The 19,394-nt window shown below is 71.1% G+C and carries 17 protein-coding genes; 10 read left to right on the forward strand and 7 right to left on the reverse strand.

All coding sequences use genetic code 11. The features are described 5' to 3' along the window. From FHU28_RS12960 to FHU28_RS12975, 4 genes are read left to right on the forward strand one after another with little or no spacing between them, the layout of a single operon-like run. Entirely contained in the window at window positions 1-1,680 is a 1,680-nt protein-coding gene (locus FHU28_RS12960; RefSeq protein WP_311773575.1) for a sugar ABC transporter ATP-binding protein, read from the forward strand. Further along, window positions 1,677-2,771: an ABC transporter permease gene (locus tag FHU28_RS12965; protein ID WP_184683968.1), complete on the forward strand. Its 1,095-nt coding sequence runs from the start codon at window positions 1,677-1,679 to the stop codon at window positions 2,769-2,771. The genes FHU28_RS12960 and FHU28_RS12965 overlap by 4 nt, the downstream gene beginning before the upstream one ends. 25 nt (window positions 2,772-2,796) lie before the next feature. Beyond that, entirely contained in the window at window positions 2,797-3,789 is a 993-nt protein-coding gene (locus tag FHU28_RS12970) for a substrate-binding domain-containing protein (protein ID WP_116509403.1), read from the forward strand. A gap of 52 nt (window positions 3,790-3,841) precedes the next feature. Next, on the forward strand, window positions 3,842-5,476 hold the full coding sequence (locus FHU28_RS12975) for a fucose isomerase (protein WP_184683970.1): 1,635 nt from the start codon (window positions 3,842-3,844) through the stop codon (window positions 5,474-5,476). On the opposite strand, the gene FHU28_RS12980 is transcribed toward FHU28_RS12975, so the two are convergent. After that, window positions 5,466-6,530 (reverse strand): LacI family DNA-binding transcriptional regulator, encoded by a 1,065-nt coding sequence (locus FHU28_RS12980; RefSeq protein ID WP_184683971.1) that lies wholly within the window; start codon window positions 6,528-6,530, stop codon window positions 5,466-5,468. The genes FHU28_RS12975 and FHU28_RS12980 overlap by 11 nt on opposite strands. Window positions 6,531-6,771: 241 nt before the next feature. Here FHU28_RS12980 and FHU28_RS12985 point away from each other — a divergent pair, with 241 nt between their 5' ends. Both FHU28_RS12985 and FHU28_RS12990 read left to right on the forward strand, forming a co-directional pair. Next, on the forward strand, window positions 6,772-8,223 hold the full coding sequence (locus FHU28_RS12985; protein WP_221453188.1) for an FG-GAP-like repeat-containing protein: 1,452 nt from the start codon (window positions 6,772-6,774) through the stop codon (window positions 8,221-8,223). Between the two features lie 20 nt (window positions 8,224-8,243). Further along, the gene (locus FHU28_RS12990) at window positions 8,244-10,319 is read left to right on the forward strand and encodes an N-acetylmuramoyl-L-alanine amidase (RefSeq protein ID WP_184683973.1); all 2,076 of its coding nucleotides are present in this window, start codon (window positions 8,244-8,246) and stop codon (window positions 10,317-10,319) included. 55 nt (window positions 10,320-10,374) lie between these two features. On the opposite strand, the gene FHU28_RS12995 is transcribed toward FHU28_RS12990, so the two are convergent. Genes FHU28_RS12995 through FHU28_RS13020 form a run of 6 tightly spaced genes read right to left on the reverse strand, consistent with a single transcriptional unit; the run spans window position 10,375 to window position 15,212 of the window. After that, on the reverse strand, window positions 10,375-11,352 hold the full coding sequence (locus FHU28_RS12995; RefSeq protein WP_184683975.1) for a cyclase family protein: 978 nt from the start codon (window positions 11,350-11,352) through the stop codon (window positions 10,375-10,377). 20 nt (window positions 11,353-11,372) lie between these two features. Further along, the gene (locus FHU28_RS13000; RefSeq protein WP_184683977.1) at window positions 11,373-11,606 is read right to left on the reverse strand and encodes an acyl-CoA thioesterase family protein; all 234 of its coding nucleotides are present in this window, start codon (window positions 11,604-11,606) and stop codon (window positions 11,373-11,375) included. Window positions 11,607-11,614: 8 nt separating this feature from the next. Continuing rightward, window positions 11,615-12,415: an HpcH/HpaI aldolase family protein gene (locus tag FHU28_RS13005; protein WP_184683979.1), complete on the reverse strand. Its 801-nt coding sequence runs from the start codon at window positions 12,413-12,415 to the stop codon at window positions 11,615-11,617. Beyond that, window positions 12,412-13,329, reverse strand: a complete 918-nt coding sequence (locus tag FHU28_RS13010) for a cupin domain-containing protein (RefSeq protein WP_221453189.1) — start codon at window positions 13,327-13,329, stop codon at window positions 12,412-12,414. The genes FHU28_RS13005 and FHU28_RS13010 overlap by 4 nt, the downstream gene beginning before the upstream one ends. A 30-nt stretch (window positions 13,330-13,359) precedes the next feature. Next, a complete protein-coding gene (kce, locus tag FHU28_RS13015) occupies window positions 13,360-14,292 on the reverse strand; it encodes a 3,5-dioxohexanoate:acetyl-CoA acetone transferase (RefSeq protein ID WP_184683981.1) in 933 nt (310 codons plus the stop codon). Next, window positions 14,289-15,212, reverse strand: coding sequence for a DUF6282 family protein (locus FHU28_RS13020; protein WP_184683983.1), 924 nt, complete (start codon window positions 15,210-15,212; stop codon window positions 14,289-14,291). Before FHU28_RS13020 ends, kce begins: the two co-directional genes overlap by 4 nt. Before the next feature lie 360 nt (window positions 15,213-15,572). Between FHU28_RS13020 and FHU28_RS13025 the strand changes: the two genes are divergently transcribed. From FHU28_RS13025 to FHU28_RS13040, 4 genes are read left to right on the forward strand one after another with little or no spacing between them, the layout of a single operon-like run. Beyond that, a complete protein-coding gene (locus FHU28_RS13025) occupies window positions 15,573-16,355 on the forward strand; it encodes an IclR family transcriptional regulator (RefSeq protein ID WP_184683985.1) in 783 nt (260 codons plus the stop codon). 40 nt (window positions 16,356-16,395) lie between these two features. Beyond that, entirely contained in the window at window positions 16,396-17,262 is an 867-nt protein-coding gene (locus FHU28_RS13030; RefSeq protein WP_073827367.1) for an ABC transporter permease, read from the forward strand. Beyond that, on the forward strand, window positions 17,259-18,116 hold the full coding sequence (locus FHU28_RS13035) for an ABC transporter permease (RefSeq protein WP_184683987.1): 858 nt from the start codon (window positions 17,259-17,261) through the stop codon (window positions 18,114-18,116). Before FHU28_RS13030 ends, FHU28_RS13035 begins: the two co-directional genes overlap by 4 nt. A 7-nt stretch (window positions 18,117-18,123) precedes the next feature. After that, window positions 18,124-19,257 (forward strand): ABC transporter ATP-binding protein, encoded by a 1,134-nt coding sequence (locus FHU28_RS13040; RefSeq protein WP_184683989.1) that lies wholly within the window; start codon window positions 18,124-18,126, stop codon window positions 19,255-19,257. Window positions 19,258-19,394: the final 137 nt, after the last annotated feature.

Below are 19,394 nucleotides of genomic sequence, written 5' to 3' on the forward strand. Positions count from 1 at the left end.
GTGGACACCCGCGACACGGCCGGCCCGAGCGGCCGGGTGGTGGTCGCGACGACCGGCGTGGCCAAGCGGTTCGGCGGCGTGACTGCCCTCGACGGCGTCGACTTCGACGTGCGCGCCGGTGAGGTGCACGCGCTGCTGGGCGAGAACGGCGCGGGCAAGTCCACCCTGATCAACATCCTCTCCGGTGTCATCACCGACTACGACGGAGAGGTCACAGTCGACGGGACGCCGGCACGGTTCACCGGCCCGGCCGCCGCCCAGGCCGCCGGCATCGCGACGATCCACCAGGAACTCGACCTGGTGCCCGCGCTGTCGGTGGCGGACAACCTGGTGCTCGGGCGGGAGCCCCGGACCCGGCTGCGCACAGTCGACCGGCGGGCCGCGGCGCGTACCGCGCGGGAGCACCTGGACCGGCTCGGCGCGGACATCGACCCGCGCCGCCCGGTGGGCTCGCTGCGGGTGGGGGAGCAGCAGCTCGTCGAGATCGCCAAGGCGCTCGCCCTGGACGCCCGCGTGCTCGTCATGGACGAGCCGACGGCCGCGCTCGCCGACGGGGAGGTGCGGCGGCTGTTCACCACTGTCGACGGCCTGCGCCGGCGGGGCGTCGGCGTCGTCTACATCTCCCACCGGATGGAGGAGATCGAGGTCGTCGCGGACCGCGCGACGGTGCTGCGCAACGGTTCGGTCGCCGGCGTCGTGCCGGCCGGCCGGATGGACCGGCGGCGGATCGTGGCGATGATGGTCGGCGGCCGGGCCGCGTCGCTGTTCGAACCTGCCCCGGCCGGCGCTCCCGGCCCGCGCCCCGAGCCGGCGGACGCGGCCGGCAGTCCCGCTCCGCGCTCCGAAACGGCGGACGCAGCCGGTCGGCCCGCTCCGCGCCGCGAGCCGACCGGGACCGGCGCCGGTCCGCTGTTGCGCGTCACCGACCTTGCCGTGCGGCCCCGGGCGCCCCGGCCCGGCCGCTGCGAGCCGGACGGCATCAGCCTGACCGTGCGCGCAGGCGAGATCGTCGGCCTGGCCGGACTGATGGGCGCCGGCCGTACCGAACTGCTGGAGACCCTCTTCGGCGCCGGGCCCGTCGGCCGCCGCACCGGCACGGTCCTGCTGGCCGGCCGTCCGTACGCGCCGCGCCGCCCCCGCGCGGCGCTGCGTGCCGGCGTCGGCTTCGTCCCCGAGGACCGGCGCCGTTCCGCGCTCGTCCTGGAACACCCGGTCGGCCGGAGCATCGTGCTGGCCGCCCTGTCCAGGCTGACCTCGGCCGGGATCGTCAGGCGACGCCGGGAACGAGCGGCCGTCGCGCGGTCGGTCACCGGCCTGGCGATCAAGACGGCGTCGGCGGCCACGCCGGTCGGCGAGCTCTCCGGCGGCAACCAGCAGAAGGTCGTCTTCGCCCGGCACCTGCTCACCGAACCGCGGCTGCTCCTGCTGGACGAGCCGACCCGCGGCGTCGACATCGGGGCGAAGGCGGAGATCTACCGGCTGCTGCGCCGGCTCGCCGACGACGGCATGGGCATCCTGCTCGCCTCATCGGAACTGCCCGAGCTGCTCGGGGTCTGCGACCGGGTGGTGGTGCTGCGCCGCGGCCGGGCCGTGGCCGACCTCGCCACCGACGGCTGCACCGGCGAGGACGTCCTCGCGGCGGCGATGGGCGGCCCGGCCGCCGGAAGGGACGACAGATGACCGACACCCGCGTGCCGCCGCCCGAGCCGGCCGTGACCGAGGTGCCGCCCACCGCCGGTACGGTCGGGCCGCGCGGCGCCACCGCCCGCTGGCTGCGCCGCCCGCGTAGCCGCCGGGAGCTCGCCGACCGGCTCTTCGCGGTGCAGAGTCTCTTCGCGCTGCTCGTGGTCTTCGTCGTGGCGATCGCCGCCTCACCGCGCCGCGACGGCGAGATCCTCTTCCTCACCGCCGGCAACCTGGGGAACATCGTCCGGGCGGTGTCGGAGATCGGCATCATCGCGATCGGGATGACATTCGTCATCCTGCTGGGCGGCATCGACCTGTCGGTCGGGGCGATCCTCGGTCTGTCGGCAGTCGGCACCGCGACGCTCATGGTCGACTCCGGGCTGGGCATCCTGCCCGCCGTCGCCGCGGTGCTCGCGATCGGCGCGCTGTTCGGCGCGCTCCAGGGGTACGCCGTGGCCCGCCTCGGCATCCAGTCGTTCATCGTCACCCTGGCCGGTCTCCAGGTCGCCCGGGGCATCGCCCGGATCTGGTCCGGCGGCCTCGGCATCCCGATCGCCTACGGCGACGGACCCCAGGAGGCGCCGCCCGCCTTCGAACTGCTGAACGGCTCGATAAACGGAGTGCTCCCGGTGCCGGCGGTGCTGTTCGTCCTGATCGGGGTGGCCGCTGTCGTGGTGCTGCGGACGACAGCGTTCGCCCGGCACGTCTACGCGATCGGCGGCAACGAGAAGGCGGCCCGGCTCTCGGGTGTGCCCGTGACCCGGGTCAAGGTCGCCGTGTTCGCCGTCGCCGGCATCCTGGCGGCGGTGGCCGGCGTCGTCCACGCGGGACAGCTCAACCAGGGCAGCCCGAACGACGGCGCCGGATACGAGCTGGACGCGATCGCCGCCGTCGTCATCGGCGGCACCAGCCTGGCCGGCGGCTCCGGCTCGATGGGCGGCACCCTGGCCGGCGCGCTGCTGCTCGGCATCCTCAACAACATCCTCGCGCTCAACAACATCGACGCCAACGTCCAGCTGCTGATCAAAGGACTGGTGATCGTGCTCGCGGCGGCGTTGCAGAAGCTGCGCCGCGGCATCGCCTGACCGAACCGACTCCGAGGAGCCACCGATGGACAAGCGAACCACACTGCTCGCGCTGCTGGTCGCCGGCGCGCTGGCGGCGACGGGGTGCAGCGTCGAGAAAGCGTCCGACGACGCCGGGCAGGCCCGCGCCTGCGGCGCCGGCAAGGACTTCCTGATCGGCATGTCCCAGGCCAACAACGCCGAGCCGTACCGGCAGGTGATGAACAACGACGTGCAGACGGCGGCGAAGTCGGTTCCCGGCTTCCGCGTCGTGGTCTCCGACGCCGCGCAGGACAACAGCAAGCAGGTCGCCGACGTGGAGAACTTCCTCACCCAGAAGATCAACCTGCTGATCATCTCGCCGAACGAGGCCAAGCCGCTGACCGCTGTGGTGAAGAAGGCGTACGACCAGGGCGTGCCGGTGATCGTGCTGGACCGCAAGGTCGAGGGGGAGGCGTACACCGCGTTCATCGGCGGCGACAACGTGGCGATCGGCAAGGCGGCCGGCGAGTTCTACGCCACGACGCTGCTGCCCGACGGCGGCAAGGTGATCGAGATCGCCGGGCTGCCCGGCTCGACCCCCGCCGCCGAGCGCGCGCAGGGCTTCCGCGACGGCATCGCCGCCAACCCGAAGATCCAGATCGTCGCATCCCAGCCCGGCGACTGGCTGCGGGAGAAGGGACAGTCAGTGGCGGACGCGCTGATCAAGGCCCACCCGGACGTGTCCGCGATCTACGCGCACAACGACCCGATGGCCGAGGGCGCCTACCTCGCCGCGAAGTCGGCGGGCATGGTGCAGCGGATCAAGTTCACCGGCATCGACGCGCTGCCGGTGCCCTCCGGCGGGATCAAGGCCGTCGAGCAGGGCCGGCTCGCCGCCACGTTCCAGTACGCCACCGGCGGCCGGGAGGCGGTCGAACTGGCCCGGAAGATCCTCGTCGACTGCGCCGAGGACGTCCCGCGTACCACCACGCTGGGCACCATGCGGATCACCAGGGAGAACGCCGCCGAGGCGTACGCGAAGCTCGGTGGCCTCTGAACGCGGCCGCGTCCCGTCCCGCCCACCGTCCGCCCGTCGAGGGAGCCGCCCCGTGACCCGTTACATACTGCCCGCCCCGGTCGAGCGTCCGGCCGCCCCGCCCCGGACCGTCTACACAGTGGCCAGCGGCGACCTGCGGCTTAGCGCGAACGTCACCTGCTGGCCCACCCAGCGACAGCTCGAAGCCGACCTCGCCGCCGCCGTCACCGCGCTCGGCTGGCACGTCCGGCGCGGTCACGACGTCGACCCGGTCAAAGGACACGGCTTCATCGACAGCCAGCGCGCCGGGATCGAGGTCTTCCGGAGCATCCCGGCCGACGTGCCGCTCATCGTGGTGGAGGCGGTCTGGCAGTACAGCCACCACGTGCTGGCCGGGCTGCGTGCCCACCGCGGGCCGATCCTGCTGGTGGCGAACTGGAGCGGGGAGTACCCCGGGCTGGTGGGCCTGCTCAACCTCGCCGGCAGCCTCACCAAGGCGGGCGTGCGCTACTCGACGCTGTGGAGCGAGGACTTCACCGACGAGTGGGCGCGCGACGGACTGAAGAAGTGGCTGGAGACCGGCGAGGTGACGCACGACGAGAGCCACGTACGCCCGCTGCCGGCGCTGCGGCCGGACGAGGAGGTCGAACTCGGTGTGGCGCTGGCCCGGCATCTCGTCTCCGAGCGGGCCGTCATCGGCGTCTTCGACGAGGGCTGCATGGGCATGTACAACGCCATCATCGACGACGAGCTGCTCAACCCGATCGGCATCTTCAAGGAACGCCTCTCGCAGAGCGCGCTCGTGGCGGAGATGGCGCGGGTGCCCGACACCGAGGCGCGGGCGGTGCTCGCCTGGCTGGAGACGGCCGGGATGACGTTCCACACCGGCACCGACGAGGCCACCGAACTGACGTACGCCCAACTGCTCAGCCAGTGCCGGATGTACGTCGCCGCGCTGCGCATCGCCGACGACTTCGGCCTGGACGCGGTCGGCATCCAGTACCAGCAGGGGCTCAAGGACACCGTCCCGGCCAGCGACCTGGCCGAAGGGCTGCTGAACAACGTCGAACGCCCCCCGGTGACCAGCCGGGACGGCTCCCGGGAGCTGTACCCGGGCGCGGCGCTGCCGCACTTCAACGAGGTCGACGAGGGCGTCGCTGTGGACTCGCTTGTCACCAACCGGATCTGGACCGCGATGGGCCTGGACCCGGCGACGACGCTGCACGACATCCGCTGGGGACAGCGGTACGGCGAGCACTTCGTCTGGGTCTTCGAGATCTCCGGTTCGGTGCCCGCGTCGCACAACGGCGGCTACGACAGGTCGTACAGCATGCGTCAGCCGCCGATGTACTTCCCGCTCGGCGGCGGCACTCTCAGCGGCGTGTCGAAGCCGGGGGAGATCGTCTGGTCGCGGGTGTTCGTGATGGACGGCTGCCTGCACGTGGACCTCGGGCGCGGCACCGTGGTGGAGCTGCCCGAGGCGGAGACCCGGCGGCGGCTGGACGCCACCACACCGCAGTGGCCGATCATGCACGCCGTGCTGCACGGCGTGGGCCGCGACCAGTTGATGGCCCGGCACAAGGCCAACCACGTAAACGTGGTCTACGCGCCCGACGCCGACACCGCCGACCGCGCGCTACGGGTCAAGGCCGCCCTCTTCGCCGAGCTGGGCGTACGGGTGCACCTGTGCGGGGAGGTCACGATCTGAGCGAGCCGGCGGCAGTGCCGTGCGACGGGGTACGGCCGGCGGCTCGGCCCCGCCGGCCGGCCGACGGCGCCGAGCTCTCGCGGATCCGCAGCTCGGTGTGGAGCACCACGGTCGAGGGCGCCTTGGCCGGGTCGGCGATCCGCTCGACCAGCAGCGTGGCGGCGGTACGCCCCAGGTCGTACGTGGGCTGCGCGACGGTGCTCAGCGAGGGCCGGACCAGGTGCGCCCACGGGATGTCGTCGAACCCGACGATGCCGAACGGGTCGGGTACGCCGATGCCGTTGTCGACGAGGCATTCGACGGCGCCCACTGTCATCAGGTTGTTCGCCGCGAACACCGCGTCCGGCGGCTCGGCGGTCTCCAGCAGCGAGGCCATCGCGCGGTAGCCGCCCTCCTCGCGGAAGTCGGCGTACCGGATCAGGTCCTCGAGGGCCTGGCGTCCGCTCGCCTTCAGGGCCCGCTGGTAACCGCGCAGCCGCTGCATGGCGGTGGAGATCCGGCGCGGGCCGGTGATGCAGGCGATCCGCCGGTAACCGCTGTCGACCAGGTGGGCGGTCGCCTGCTCGGCGCCGTGGGTGTTGTCCACCAGCACGGTGTCCACCTCGACGCCGCGCGGTTGCCTGTCGATCGCCACGACCGGGATGCGCGCCTGCACCAGTCGGCTGATCAGGGCCGGCTTCCCGGACGAGGAGATGATCACCCCGGCCATCCGCTCGGCCAGGGCCGCCGCCACGTAGCGGGCCTCCTTCTCCGGGTCCTCGTCGCCGTTGCAGAGCACGACGGAGAAGCCGGCCTCCTGCGCGACGTCCTCGACGCCGCGCACCATCGAGGTGAAGAACGGGTTCCCGATGTCGGAGATGATGACCGCCCAGAGGCTGGTCCGGCTGCGGCGCAGGCTGCGCGCGACGGCGTTCGGGCGGTAGTCCAGGTCCTGCGCGGCCTGCCGCACCCGGGCGGCCATCTCCGGGTCGACCGAGGCTCGCCCGTTGAGGACGCGGGAGACTGTCGCCGGTGACACTCCCGCGCGACGCGCCACGTCGTAGATGGTCGTCATCGCGCTCCCGTCGTCGTCGCCCGGGCTGCTCCGACCCGGCCCCCGTCGGATGGTGACGTGCCGGAGGGAGACCGCCACCGCGGGAGGTCGCTCGGAATCCTATACCGGCCCAGCAATCGATTTCCGGCCGGGTGGGCCGGTCCGACCGACGCTATTGACATCGACGAGGATGACTACGAGACTCGTCGGCAATCGATTTCTCGCCCGGTGCCGCCTGGTCAGCCCACACCCCCGGAGGAGCATGGTGAGACGAACCCTGCTGGCGCTGCTTGTCGCGCTCTGCACCGTCACGGCAGCCGGCGCGGTCGGCGCGCCGGCGGCCGCCGTACCGATCGGCACGCTCGCCTGCCCGTCCGTCCCGGCCACCCACGACCCCGCCGTCACCGTGATCGTCTACCGGGTGGCCCGGTCGTACAACGTCAACGACAAGGTCATGCTCTCCACCTTCGAGACGGGGTGGGTCGAGTCCCACATGAACAACCTGCCCTGCGGCGACAAGTCGAGCCTGGGCGTGTTCCAGCAGCGCTGGGACTACGGCTGGGGCACCCCGGAGCAGATCATGGACCCGGTCTACGCCACCACGCAGTACGTCACCCGCGCGATCACCTGCGACCGCAACAACCCCGGTTACACCGCCGGGCAGGTCGCCCAGTGCGTCCAGCGGTCGGGCTTTCCCGACCGGTACGACCAGGCGGCGGCGACCGCTCGGACGCTGCTCAACCAGGCGGCGCGTACCCACGGCATGGCCGGCGGTTCGTCGACGGACGTCAACGGCGACGGCCGCGACGACGTCCTCACCTTCACCCAGAACGCCACCGCCGACGTCTACGCGAGCACGTCGACCGGTACCGGCTTCGCCGGGACGTCGGTGAAGTGGAACGACTTCTTCTCCATCGGCGGGGAGACCGCGTCGACGGGCGACGTCAACGGTGACGGCCGCGACGACATCGTCACGTTCGCGCACGGCAACACCGGCGACGTGTACGTGGCGCTGTCGAACGGGTCGGCGTTCACGTCGCCGGGCAGGTGGCACGACTGGTTCGCCCCCGGCGCGGAGATAGCCGCCGTGGGTGACGTCAACGGCGACGGCAGGGACGACATCGTCGCGTTCACGCACAACGCGACGGCGGACGTCTACGTGGCGTTGTCGACCGGTTCGTCGTTCGCCGGTACGGCGGTGAAGTGGCACGACTACTTCTCCATCGCCGGTGAGTTCCCCGCCCTCGGCGACGTCAACGGCGACGGACGCGAGGACATCATCACCTTCACCCAAGGCCCCGCGTCAGCGGCGGACGTCATCGTCGCCCTGTCCACCGGCAGCGGCTTCGGGACACCACAGACATGGCACGACCTGTTCGCCGTCGGCACCGAACAACCCCGCGTCGGCGACATCAACGGCGACGGACGCGACGACATCGTCACCTTCACCTGCAACACCGACGCCGACGTCTACGCCGCCACCTCCACCGGCACCACCTTCACCGGCACCACCATCAAATGGCACGACTTCTTCTGCCTACCCGGCGAATTCCCCTACCTCGCCGACGCCAACGGCGACGGCAAAGACGACCTCATCGTCTTCACCAAAGGCACCACAAACGACATCTACGTAGCCCTGTCCACCGGCACCACCTTCAGCCCCAGCACCAAATGGCACGACTACTTCGGCCTCACCGGTGAGGTGACGCTGTGACGCCAGGATGGGAGGCCCTCGTGGCCGGAACACGACGGAGACGGCGGCGCGTCGGCGCCGCCCTGCTGGCCGCGGCGCTCGCCGGAGCGGTCGCGGTGCAGCCCGCGTCCGCGTCCGCGACGCCGCCGGGCCGTACCGCGCTGGACGCCGCCTTCGTGCGGGCGGCGCAGGAGTACGACGTGCCCCGGGACGTCCTGGTAGCGGTCGGCTACGGCGAGTCCCGCCTGGACGGGCACGGCGGCGAGCCGAGCCAGGCCAACGGCTACGGGGTGATGCACCTGGTGAGTAACCCGGCCCGGCACAGCCTGGAACGGGCGGCGGCGTTGACCGGTGAGCCGGTCGCGCGCCTGAAGACCGTCACGCCGGCCAACATCCGCGGCGGCGCGGCAGTGCTGCGCGAGCTGGCAGACGCCGAAGGGCTGACCGCGCGGGACCGGGACCGGGTCACCGCCTGGTATCCGGTGGTGGCGCGATACGGAGGCGCGGCCGACGACGCCACCGCCCGCCTGTACGCGGACGGGATCTACGAGCTGGTACAGCAGGGCATCCCGGGCGCGGTGCCGGTCCGGGCGTACCGGGTCGAGCCGGAGCGGGGCCGCTACGCCACGGTTCTCCCCGCCGGCACGGCGTCCCGTACGCTCGCCGCCGCCGTGCCGGAGTACCCGGCGGCGCGGTGGGTCGCCGCGAACGGCGCGAACTATGGCGCCGGGCGGTCCAGCCGGATCACCACCGTGATCCTCCACGTCACCCAGGGCTCGTACGCCGGCACCATCAGCTGGTTCCAGAACCCGTCGTCCGGCGTCAGCGCCCACTACGTGGTGAAGTCCAGCACCGGCGAGATCACCCAAATGGTCCGCGAGGGCGACACCGCGTACCACGCCCGGTCCGGCAACGCGTACGGCGTCGGCATCGAGCACGAGGGGTACGTGGACAACCCGGCCTGGTTCACCGACGCGATGTACCGTTCCTCGGCCGCGCTGACCCGCTACCTGTGCGACAAGTACGGCATCCCGAAGAACCGCACCGGCATCAAGGGGCACAACGAGATCCCGGGCAACGACCACACCGACCCGGGGCCGAACTGGAACTGGAACTACTACCTCTCGCTGGTGAACCAGGGCGGTGGCGGGCCGGCCGCGCCCCGGTATTTCGGTGGTTCGCCGACTGATTTCAACGGTGACGGCCGGGATGACGTGGTGGCGTTCACGCACGGCTCACTCGCCGACGCCTACGTGGCCACCTCGACCGGTTCGTCGTTCGCGGGAACATCGGTGAAGTGGCACGACTGGTTCGCGTTGTCCGGGGAGACCCCGTTGACCGGAGACGTCAACGGCGACGGACGAGACGACGCGATCGTGTTCACCCACGGCACCACCGCCGACGTCCACGTCGCCCTGTCCACCGGCACATCATTCGCCGCATCGGCGAAATGGCACGACTGGTTCGCCCCCGGCACCGAAGTCCCCGCCGTCGGCGACGTCAACGGCGACGGCCGCGACGACATCATCACCTTCACCCACGACACCAACGCCGACGTCTACGTCGCCCTGTCCACCGGCACCGGCTTCACCGGCACCGCAATCAAATGGCACGACTACTTCTCCATCCCCGGAGAATTCCCCGCCCTCGGCGACGTCAACGGCGACGGACGCGAGGACATCATCACCTTCACCCAAGGCCCCGCCACCGCAGCCGACGTCATCGTCGCCCTGTCCACCGGCAGCGGCTTCGGGACACCACAGACATGGCACGACCTGTTCGCCGTCGGCACCGAACAACCCCGCGTCGGCGACATCAACGGCGACGGACGCGACGACATCGTCACCTTCACCTGCAACACCGACGCCGACGTCTACGCCGCCACCTCCACCGGTTCGTCGTTCACCGGCACCACCATCAAATGGCACGACTTCTTCTGCCTACCCGGCGAATTCCCCTACCTCGCCGACGCCAACGGCGACGGCAAAGACGACCTCATCGTCTTCACCAAAAACACCACAAACGACATCTACGTCGCCCTGTCCACCGGCACCACCTTCAGCCCCAGCACCAAATGGCACGACTACTTCGGCCTCACCGACGAAACCACACTCTGACCCCGTGATCGCCGACGACGCCGGCCCTCGATCCGGGGCCGGCGTCGTCAGCCGCTCACTTGACGGCGAGCGCGTTCGGCGGCGACCCGACGCCGCCGGGCAGGTTCAGCGGCTTGCAGGTGAGGAAGAACTCGTAGACGCCGTCGGCGGCGCAGTCGTCGGCGAGGTCGTCGAGTCTCCACAGCTCGCCCAAGGCCATCCCGAGCAGCGCGATGAGCGGCCGGTGCAGCATGCCGCTGTGGTCGACCCCGCGCTCCGGCGGGCGGTCGTGGGGCGAGCGGAAGTCCGACTCCAGCACCGGGTCCGCCTCCACGGCCAGGTTGTCGGCGGCGACGAGCGCGATCTCGTGGTCCCACAACCAGCGCAGCACCGACTCGCGCTGGGCCAGCCCGGGGGAGCGGTTGCGGGTGTTGAACTCGACCCGTTCCTCGACGGACTTGGCGAGGTAGTTCCCGGCCCACCCGGTACGCAGCAGCAGCATGTCGCCGCCACGCCAGGACACGCCCTGCGCCCGCGCGACGGCGTCCAGCACCGTCTCGTCCAGCGCGATCGTCTGCTCGCAGTCGTACGGGCGGCCCTCGCGGGCGAAGTGCCGGGGGATGTCGAGCAGCACGCCCCGTCCGGCGATCCCGGCCTCCGCCCAGTGGTGGATGCCGAGCGCGGTCGAGTCCTGGTTGTTGTCCGCGGCGGACAGCCCGCCGTAGAAGCCGTGGGCGGGGTGCCCGATGTGACGCAGCGAATCGAGCTGCGAGGTGGACTGGAGGTAGAACGAGTCGATCCAGTCGTCGCGATGCAGCGGGTTGTTGGCGAAGACGTGGTGCTCGGCGGGACGCCGGGTGCCGGTCGGATAGGGCTCGAAGGCGTTGACCGGGTAGTCGAGGTTGAACCGCTCGCCCCGGCGGACCAGGCGGGCGGCGGCGGTCACCCGCTCCGGCGTCAGCCGGTTGATGCTGCCGAGCTGGTCGCCCGGTCCGAAGACGTCCCAGGCGGCGCCGGGCACCGCGGCCGTGGAGAGCTCGTCGTAGGTCGGCACGGTGATTCCTTTCGGGCGGCTCAACGGAAGGTCAGCGGATCGCCCCGGTAGGGCGCCAGCGCATCGCGCTCGGCGGCGGTCAGCGGCCGGGGCCGGCGGTCGGCCAGGTCGCAGACCACGAGCGTGGTCTGCGCGAGCAGGTACGTCGTCGTGCGCGCCTCGTCGACGAAGCGCAGCCAGGTGACGTTGTTGACGTGGCCGTAGTGGTCGGTGTCGGCCCACCGCAGGTGCAGCGCCGTCGTGAGGGGTGCCACGGCGTGCCTCAGCGCCGGTACCGCACGGTGCGGCCCGCCTGCACGGCGGCCCGGGCCGCCGCGCCGAGCAGGCTGGCGTCGTTGCTCAGCAGGGTGAAGGTGAAACCGGCGTCGGCAGCCCGCCGGACCGCGCCGGCGTCCGCCCCGCCGGCGTTGCCGATGGGTACGCCGGCGGCGAGGCAGTCCTTGACGGCGGCGGCGACGAGCGCGACGACCCGGGGATCGTCCTCGGTAGTGCCCTCGGACGTGGACAGATCCGCGGCCCCGACGAGCAGCGCGTCGACACCCGGCACCGCCGCGACGGCCCCGGCCGACGAGGCGGCCCGGGCGCTCTCGATCTGGACGACGAGCACGACCTCCTCCTGTCCGTAGCGCAGGTACTCGGCGCGGGGCATGGCGCCCCACGCGCCGGCCCGGCTCGTGCTGCCGACGCCGCGGGCGCCGAGCGGCGGGAATCGGACCGACGCGACGGCGGCTCGCGCCTGCTCGACGGTGTCCACGTGCGGGACCATGACGCCCTCGGCGCCCGCGTCGAGGATCCGCTGCGTGATGCCCGGGTCGAGCGCCGGGATCCGGACGATCGGAGCCAGCCCGAGATGGTTGGCGGTCCCGATCAGCTGATAGGCCGTCTGCAGGTCGATCGGGGCGTGTTCCAGGTCGACGACGACGAAGTCGAATCCGGCGAGCGCGAGCAGTTCCACGCTCTCCATCACCGGCAGCTTCACCCACGTGCCCAGCGCCGGGGCGTCCGGGCGGGCGAGCGCGGCCCGGAACCGGCTGCGCCTCGGGGCGGCCACGTCGGTGCTCATGCCGGCATCGGGTAGTCGTCGGCGTTGCGCACCCACCCGGCCTTTGCGGAGAAGTCCGCGCGCGGCGGCGCGAACATGTCGATCAGCTGCTGGTGGTCGCCGACGCCCTGGGTGGTGTGCACAGTCGGCGGCGGGATGACGCAGAGCGAGGGCACGCCGAGGCGGCCGTGGTCGTCCGGGCGCCATCGGGTGGAATCGGGTCCCCAGGGGTAGCGGATGTGGTGGACGAACTCGCCCTTGACGCCGAACGAGAGCTGCTCGAAGTCGTCGTGCGAGTGCGGGGAGAGGCGCAGCGGGTCCCGCGGCGCAGGTTCCTCGGCCAGGAAATTGATCATCATGTTCGTGGTACGGAAGATGCGCCCGAACCGGCCCGGCTCGATCGGGTGCTCGGCGAGCGGGTACACCCGCAGCCGGAACCCGTCCACCGGGTCGGGCCAGGCGGCGAGCGGCGCGCACCGGGGGTCGGGCTCGCGGTAGGCGGCCGCGTTGGCGCACGCCCCGGCCAGGTCCGGGGCGAGAGTCGACAACACCCGGATCACCGGGCCGTCGGCGAGCGCCTCGACCACGCTGTCGCCGGGCGGCACCACCACGAACGCCTCCTGCGCCACCTCGGCGGAACCGCCGCCGGCGCTCACCCGCACCGGGGCGCTGCCGGAGTACATCAGCACCGCGTACTCGTCCGGCTGCTCCGACCGGGCGAACCGGTCGCCGGCCACCGCCTCGGTCCACGAGAGCACGAGGTGCTGGCCGCGTACCAGCCACGTCCGGCTGCCCGCGTCGCTGACCGTTGTCGGCGCCATGTCGTACAGCGCGAGGTACTGGGCCGGCCGGACCGGCGTGGACGGGTCGACCGACCGCGACGGGGCCGCCGCCGCCAGTTGCGACCGGATGTCGTCCTTGGCATACATGGTCATGTCATCAGTCCCTGCGAAGTGTCGGTGGCGTCAACGGCTGATGTTCTGGCCGCCCTTGAGGCCGAGGATCGCCCGGGCCTCGTCGGGCGTCGCGATCGTGCGGCCCAGGTCCTGGACGACCGACCGGACCTTGCGGACCTGCTGCGCGTTGCTGGTCGCGAGTTCGCTCTTGCCGATGTAGAGGTTGTCCTCCAGACCCACCCGGACATGCCCGCCCAGCCACGCGCTGTGGGTGCAGAACTGCATCTGGTGCCGGCCCGCCGCGAACGCGGAGAAGTGGTACTCCGCGCCGAACAGCTTGTCGGCGATGGCGATCATGTGGGTCAGGTTGGCGTGGTCCGCGCCGATGCCGCCGAGGATGCCGAAGACGCCCTGGATGAACAGGGGTGGCCGGGCGAGACCGCGGTCCACGAAGTGGGCCAGGGTGTAGAGGTGCCCGATGTCGTAGCACTCGTACTCGAACCGGGTGCCGCCCTTCTCGCCGATCTCGCGCAACGCGTACTCGATCTGGGCGAACGTGTTGATGAAGGGCTGCCGGTAGGTGTTCTCGACGTAGGGCTTCTCCCAGTCGTGCTTCCAGCGGCTGACCCGCTCCGCGATGCCGGAGTAGACGAAGTTCATCGACCCCATGTTCAGCGAGGCGAGCTCCGGGCTGAACCGGGCGGCGGCGGCGAGCCGTTCCTCGATCGTCATCGACGAGGCGCCCCCGGTGGTGATGTTGATGACCGCGTCGCACTGCTCGACGATCGGCGGGATGATCTCCTCGAACGTGGCCGGTTCGAACGCGGGCCGCCCGTCCGGATGCCGCGCGTGCAGGTGGATGACAGCGGCGCCCGCCTGAGCCGCCTCCAGCGAGGACTGCACCACCTGTTCGGGGGAGAGCGGAAGGTGGTCGCTCTGCGAGGGCACGTGCACGGACCCGGTGACCGCCGCGCTGATGATGACCCTGTCCGCCCTGATCACGACGGGCTGTCCTCCAGGCCGAGCAGATAGGCCGGGTTCCCGGCGATCATCCGCCGGACGTCCTTCTCGGACACCCCGTGGTCGAGCAGGCGCTGCACGATGTAGATGTAGCCGTCGACCGGCAGCGGGTTGCCCTGTTGGCCCAGGTCCGAGCCGATGGTGGTGCGCTCGGGCCCGACGCGCTCGATCCAGCGCACGAGCTGCTCGATCGGCCAGCCCGGCTTCGGGACGCCGGGGTGGTACATCGCGATCTCGTGCTCGACGTACGCCCCCATCCGCAGCAACTCCTCGATGTCGCCGTCCGAGGCGCCCACGATGAAGTCGGGGTGCTGGACGAGAAGCCGGCGCACGCCCTTGGCGACGGCGACCGTGAACAGCGCCTTCATCGACTCGGCGTCGAGGTGGCCGCCGGTCAGCAGCGCGCTGGCGTCCGCGACGACCTCGACGACCTGCTCGGTCTGCGCGGAGACGGACCCGCTGTCGTCGAACACCGAGACCTCGCTCTCCAGCAGGTCGAGGCCCGAGGTCGGGAATCCGTGCTCGTGGCTGTGGTGCTCGATGTGCTGGCGCGCGGACACGGTGGGCGCCCACACGCACCGGCCGCCCATCCGCAGGCTCATCGCGACGGCTGAGGGGTTGATGCCGCCGACCTCGGAGTTCAGCGCGACGCCGCCGTAGACGGGTGTCGGCGCCTCCTTCAGCCAGGGGCCCATGGCGAGCAGGTCCATGACGGTGTTGTGGTGGTGCGACTTCACCAGCAGCGCCCGCAGGCCGATGCGTGCGGCGTCGTACGACGCCTCGACGTGGTTGATCCGCCGCGGGAAAGGGCTCGGGCCGGAGTGGCAGTGCAGGTCAACCGTGCCGTCCAGGACCTTCAACAGCCCTGGCGGGACCGGCTGGCCATCCTTCGAGACGCCCATCGACTCCTCCTGTTCGTCCCATGAACTTGTCGTTCAGCATACGGACGAGCACAGCTCGTGTCCATGGGCCGCCGAACGGCGTAATGGCTGCGCCGGGCCCGCGAAAGGACCATTGTGTTGCGCGCGGGTTACCGGTTATCGTCCGCATACCGAAAGCGGTAGCTCGCAAAACGAACGCCCGGTCTCGGGTCAACCATCGGTCGTGCCGGATCCGCCCAGCGCTCGCGCCTCGTCGGCGTGCCCGTCGAGGCGTCGAGCGGAAGAGCCCTCGTTCGCATCGCGCATGGCTCTGCTCGCATGTGAACTTTTGCCTGCCCTGGACCGGGTCCCCGGAAGGATGCGTCCGGCAAGGAGGTGACGATGAGCGCCGATCCTGACGACCAGCGAACCGGCCCCGGACCGGCAACAGTGGACACGGATCGCACCATGATCCAGTCCATCGACCGGGCCGCGAACGTCCTCGCGCTGCTCGACGAGCACACCCGGAGTCTCGCCCCGGGTCTGGTGGCCGAGCGCCTCGGCCTCAACCGGACGACCGCGCACCGCTACCTCCAGTCCCTGCAACGGGCCGGCTTCCTGAGCGCGTCGTTCGGCCCCGGCCCGCTGCTCGACCAGCTCTTCGCCCTCGTCTCGGTCCGCCAGCAACTCCTCACCCTGGCGCCGGCGATCATGCGGCAGCTCTCGGACACGACCGGCCTCACCACAGTGCTGAGCTTCCTCGGACGCTCCGGCGCGGTGGTGACGCTCGTCGAGGAGCCGCACCAGGGCAGCATCGTGCTGACCGCCCGGGTCGGGACGGTGCTGGAGCTCAAGGCCGCGCAGACCCGCGTCCTGCTCGCCTTCCAGGCCGATCCGGCCACCGTGACGCGGGCCCACGCGAGCCTCACCCCGGCCGAGGCGGCAGTGGAGCGGCAGGCGCTGGCCCGGGTACGGCGGCACCGCATCGCCTGGGCGGACCTGGACCGGGCCGGCCTGGCCTCGGTGGCGGTGCCGATTTTCGCCACCTACGACGTGCAGGCCGCGATGGGCCTGCTCGGCACGACCGAGATGCTCAACGCCGCGGACCGGCCCTCGGCGCGCGTCGCCGCGCTGGAACAGGCGGCCGAGACCCTCGGCTCCATGATCGCGACCAGCCATGCATGACAGGCGAGCCCGGGACGCCGGGCGGAAGGCGGAAACAGAAATGCCAGGTCTCCTACGGCGGCTCCGGCCGCGTCCGCAGTGGTTGCTCCTCGTGCCGGCGCTCACCCTGCTCGCCTGGATCCTGCTCGTGCCGCTCGGCAACAGCTTCCTGCGCAGCGTCGGCAACGGCGACTGGACCCTGCGGCACTACGAGTCGCTCTTCACCGACGGCGTGACGATGCGGGTGCTCCTCCGCACCGCGATGACGGCGGCCGCGGTCACCGTCATCGCCTTCCTGCTCGGCTATCCGTACGCCTACCTGATGACCCGCGTCGGTCCGCGCATGCGGGGCGTGCTGCTGGTCATCGTGCTGATCCCGTTCTGGACCTCGGTCATGGCCCGCAACTACGCCTGGATCGTCATCCTGCAACGCAACGGACCGGTGCACTCCTTCTTCGAACTGTTCGGCCTGGACGTCGTGCTGTACGGGACGGTGGCCGGCGTGACGGTCGCGATGAGCCAGGTGCTGCTCCCGTTCATGGTGCTGCCGTTGTTCAGCGCGCTGTCCGGCATCGACCGGCGGCTCCTGCTGGCCGCGCGCGGTCTCGGCTCCCACCCGCTGGTCGCGTTCTGGAAGATCTACTGGCCGCTGTCGCGCGCCGGCGTGGTCGCGGGCCTGATCCTCGTGTTCACCCTGAGCCTCGGCTTCTACGTCACGCCGGCCCTGCTCGGGTCGCCGCAGCAGTCCCTCGTCGCGCAGCTGCTCGGCCAGCGCACCACCCTGCTGCTCGACTTCTCGGGTGCCGGCGCGCTGGGCATGCTCGTGCTCGTCGTCACCCTCGTGCTCGTCGCCTGGGCGAACCGCCTCGGCGGAACCATCTCGGCGATCGGCGTCGTCGCCGCCGCCAGGACGAAGGACCAGCCATGACCGCGACGAAGACCGACCTTCCTCCGCGTACGCCCCGGCGACCCGCCCCGGCCCGCCGGCGTCGCCGCGCCACCACTGTCGACCCGATCCCCTGGTGGCTCAAGCTCGTCGGCGCCCTGGTGGCGCTGTACTTCATCCTGCCCACCCTGTTCGTCATCCCGATGAGCTTCAGCACTGCGTCGACGTTCCAGTTCCCGCCCACCGGCTTCTCGCTCAAGCTGTACGAGAACTTCTTCACCGACCCGACCTGGCTCGCGTCGTTGCGTACCTCGGTGCTGGTCGGCGTACTCGCCGCGTCGCTCGCCACGGTGGTCGGCACCGCCGCCGCCATCGGCCTGCACAGCCTGACCGGGCGGCTCGCGCGGCTCGCGCGGACGCTGCTGATGGTCTCGATCGTCACGCCGTCGATCGTGATCGCGGTCGCCGTCTACATCTCGTTCCTCAAGTGGCACCTCGTCGGCACGCTGAGCGGTTACGTGTTCGCCCACGCCGCGATCGGCGTGCCGTTCGTGCTGGTGTCGGTGACGAGCGCGCTCAGCGGCTTCGACCCGAAGCTGCTGCGGGCGTCGGCGTCGCTGGGCGCGACGCCGATGCGGACCTTCCTGTTCGTGACCATGCCGCTGATCAGCCGGGGGATCGTCACCGGCGCCATCTTCGCGTTCGTGACCTCGTTCGACGAGGTGGTGATCGCGCTGTTCCTCCGCGCTCCGACGTTCCAGACGCTGCCGGTGCAGATGTACAACAGCGTCACCGTCGAGATCGACCCCACCATCGCCGCGTCGTCCAGCCTGGTCGTCGTCGCGGTCACCGTCATCTGCCTCGTGCTGTTCGTGGGCAACCGAAAGAGCCGATAGGAGCATCATGTCCGCATCCACGTTCCGCACGGCCGCGCCCGCGCCGACGTCCACGGCAGCCGGGACCCAGATCCGGCTCAGTAACGTGACGAAGGACTTCGGACTGAGCCACCCGGCCGTCGACGACGTCTCACTGACCATCGAACCGGGCGAGTTCATGACTCTGCTCGGGCCGAGCGGCTCGGGCAAGACCACCACGCTCAACCTCATCGCCGGGTTCGAGACGCTCACCACCGGCGCCATCTCGTTCGACGGCGTGGACGTGAGCCGGCTGCCGCCGCACCGGCGCAACCTCGGCATGCTCTTCCAGAACTACGCGCTCTTCCCGCACATGACCGTCGCCCAGAACGTCGCCTACCCGTTGCGGGAGCGCCGCATGTCCAAGCCGGACATCGCGCGCAAGGTCGCGGAGGTGCTCGAACTCGTCCAGCTGACCGGCCGGGACGGGCACTACCCGGCGCAGCTGTCCGGGGGGCAGCAGCAGCGGGTCGCGCTGGCCCGGGCCATCGTCTTCGGCCCGACCGCGCTGCTGCTGGACGAGCCGCTCGGCGCGCTGGACCGCAACCTGCGCGCCACGCTGCAGCTGGAGATCCGCCGCATCCACCGGGAGGTCGGCTCGACGTTCGTCTTCGTCACCCACGACCAGGAGGAGGCGATGAACCTGTCCGACCGCATCGCGCTCTTCAACGACGGGCGCATCGAGCAGCTGGGCCACCCCGAGGCGCTCTACCAGTCGCCCGAGACGCTGTTCACCGCGCGGTTCCTCGGCGACTCGACTGTCTTCACGCTGTCGCAGGCGACCGGTACGGCGGCGGTCTGGGAGGGCGAGGTGTGGTCGGTCGACAGCCGTACCGTGTCGGGCCTGGTGCGTGAGGGCCGCCCGGCCGCCCTGGTGGTGCGGCCGGAGGAGGTCCGGATCGCGGCCGACCGGGACGCGGTCCCGCCGGACGCGAACTGCGCGGCGGCGATCGTCCGCGACATCGAGTACATGGGGGCCTACCGGACCGCCATGCTGTCGCTCGGTGGAGCCGGCGACGTGATGGGGCGGGCCCGGCTGGACGCGCTGGAGAGCGACCTGCGGATCGGCCAGCCCGTGTTCGCCTGGTGGCGGGTGGACCGGCAGCGCATCGTCGCAGGCTAACTACGTTCACCATGCGCACATTCGACCGCACGCTTTGGTAACGAACTCGTTCCACGCTCTTGTTGGGCACGTTACGCCCTCGCTACTGTTCACTATACGAAGTGCCAATCCATATTCCGAACAGTCAGCCCGCGTTG

This window comes from Micromonospora echinospora, from assembly GCF_014203425.1.
Classification (GTDB): domain Bacteria; phylum Actinomycetota; class Actinomycetes; order Mycobacteriales; family Micromonosporaceae; genus Micromonospora; species Micromonospora echinospora_A.

What these genes read in the sequence shown, in the direction of transcription:
- FHU28_RS13020 (WP_184683983.1), bottom strand. Translation starts at nt 15,212, where the DNA reads ATGGGCGTCTCGAAGGATGGCCAGCCGGTCCCGCCAGGGCTGTTGAAG.
- FHU28_RS13040 (WP_184683989.1), top strand. Translation starts at nt 18,124, where the DNA reads ATGTCCGCATCCACGTTCCGCACGGCCGCGCCCGCGCCGACGTCCACG.
- FHU28_RS13010 (WP_221453189.1), bottom strand. Translation starts at nt 13,329, where the DNA reads ATGACCATGTATGCCAAGGACGACATCCGGTCGCAACTGGCGGCGGCG.
- FHU28_RS12965 (WP_184683968.1), top strand. Translation starts at nt 1,677, where the DNA reads ATGACCGACACCCGCGTGCCGCCGCCCGAGCCGGCCGTGACCGAGGTG.
- FHU28_RS12980 (WP_184683971.1), bottom strand. Translation starts at nt 6,530, where the DNA reads ATGACGACCATCTACGACGTGGCGCGTCGCGCGGGAGTGTCACCGGCG.
- FHU28_RS13035 (WP_184683987.1), top strand. Translation starts at nt 17,259, where the DNA reads ATGACCGCGACGAAGACCGACCTTCCTCCGCGTACGCCCCGGCGACCC.
- FHU28_RS13025 (WP_184683985.1), top strand. Translation starts at nt 15,573, where the DNA reads ATGAGCGCCGATCCTGACGACCAGCGAACCGGCCCCGGACCGGCAACA.
- FHU28_RS12985 (WP_221453188.1), top strand. Translation starts at nt 6,772, where the DNA reads ATGGTGAGACGAACCCTGCTGGCGCTGCTTGTCGCGCTCTGCACCGTC.
- FHU28_RS13005 (WP_184683979.1), bottom strand. Translation starts at nt 12,415, where the DNA reads ATGAGCACCGACGTGGCCGCCCCGAGGCGCAGCCGGTTCCGGGCCGCG.
- FHU28_RS12970 (WP_116509403.1), top strand. Translation starts at nt 2,797, where the DNA reads ATGGACAAGCGAACCACACTGCTCGCGCTGCTGGTCGCCGGCGCGCTG.
- FHU28_RS13030 (WP_073827367.1), top strand. Translation starts at nt 16,396, where the DNA reads ATGCCAGGTCTCCTACGGCGGCTCCGGCCGCGTCCGCAGTGGTTGCTC.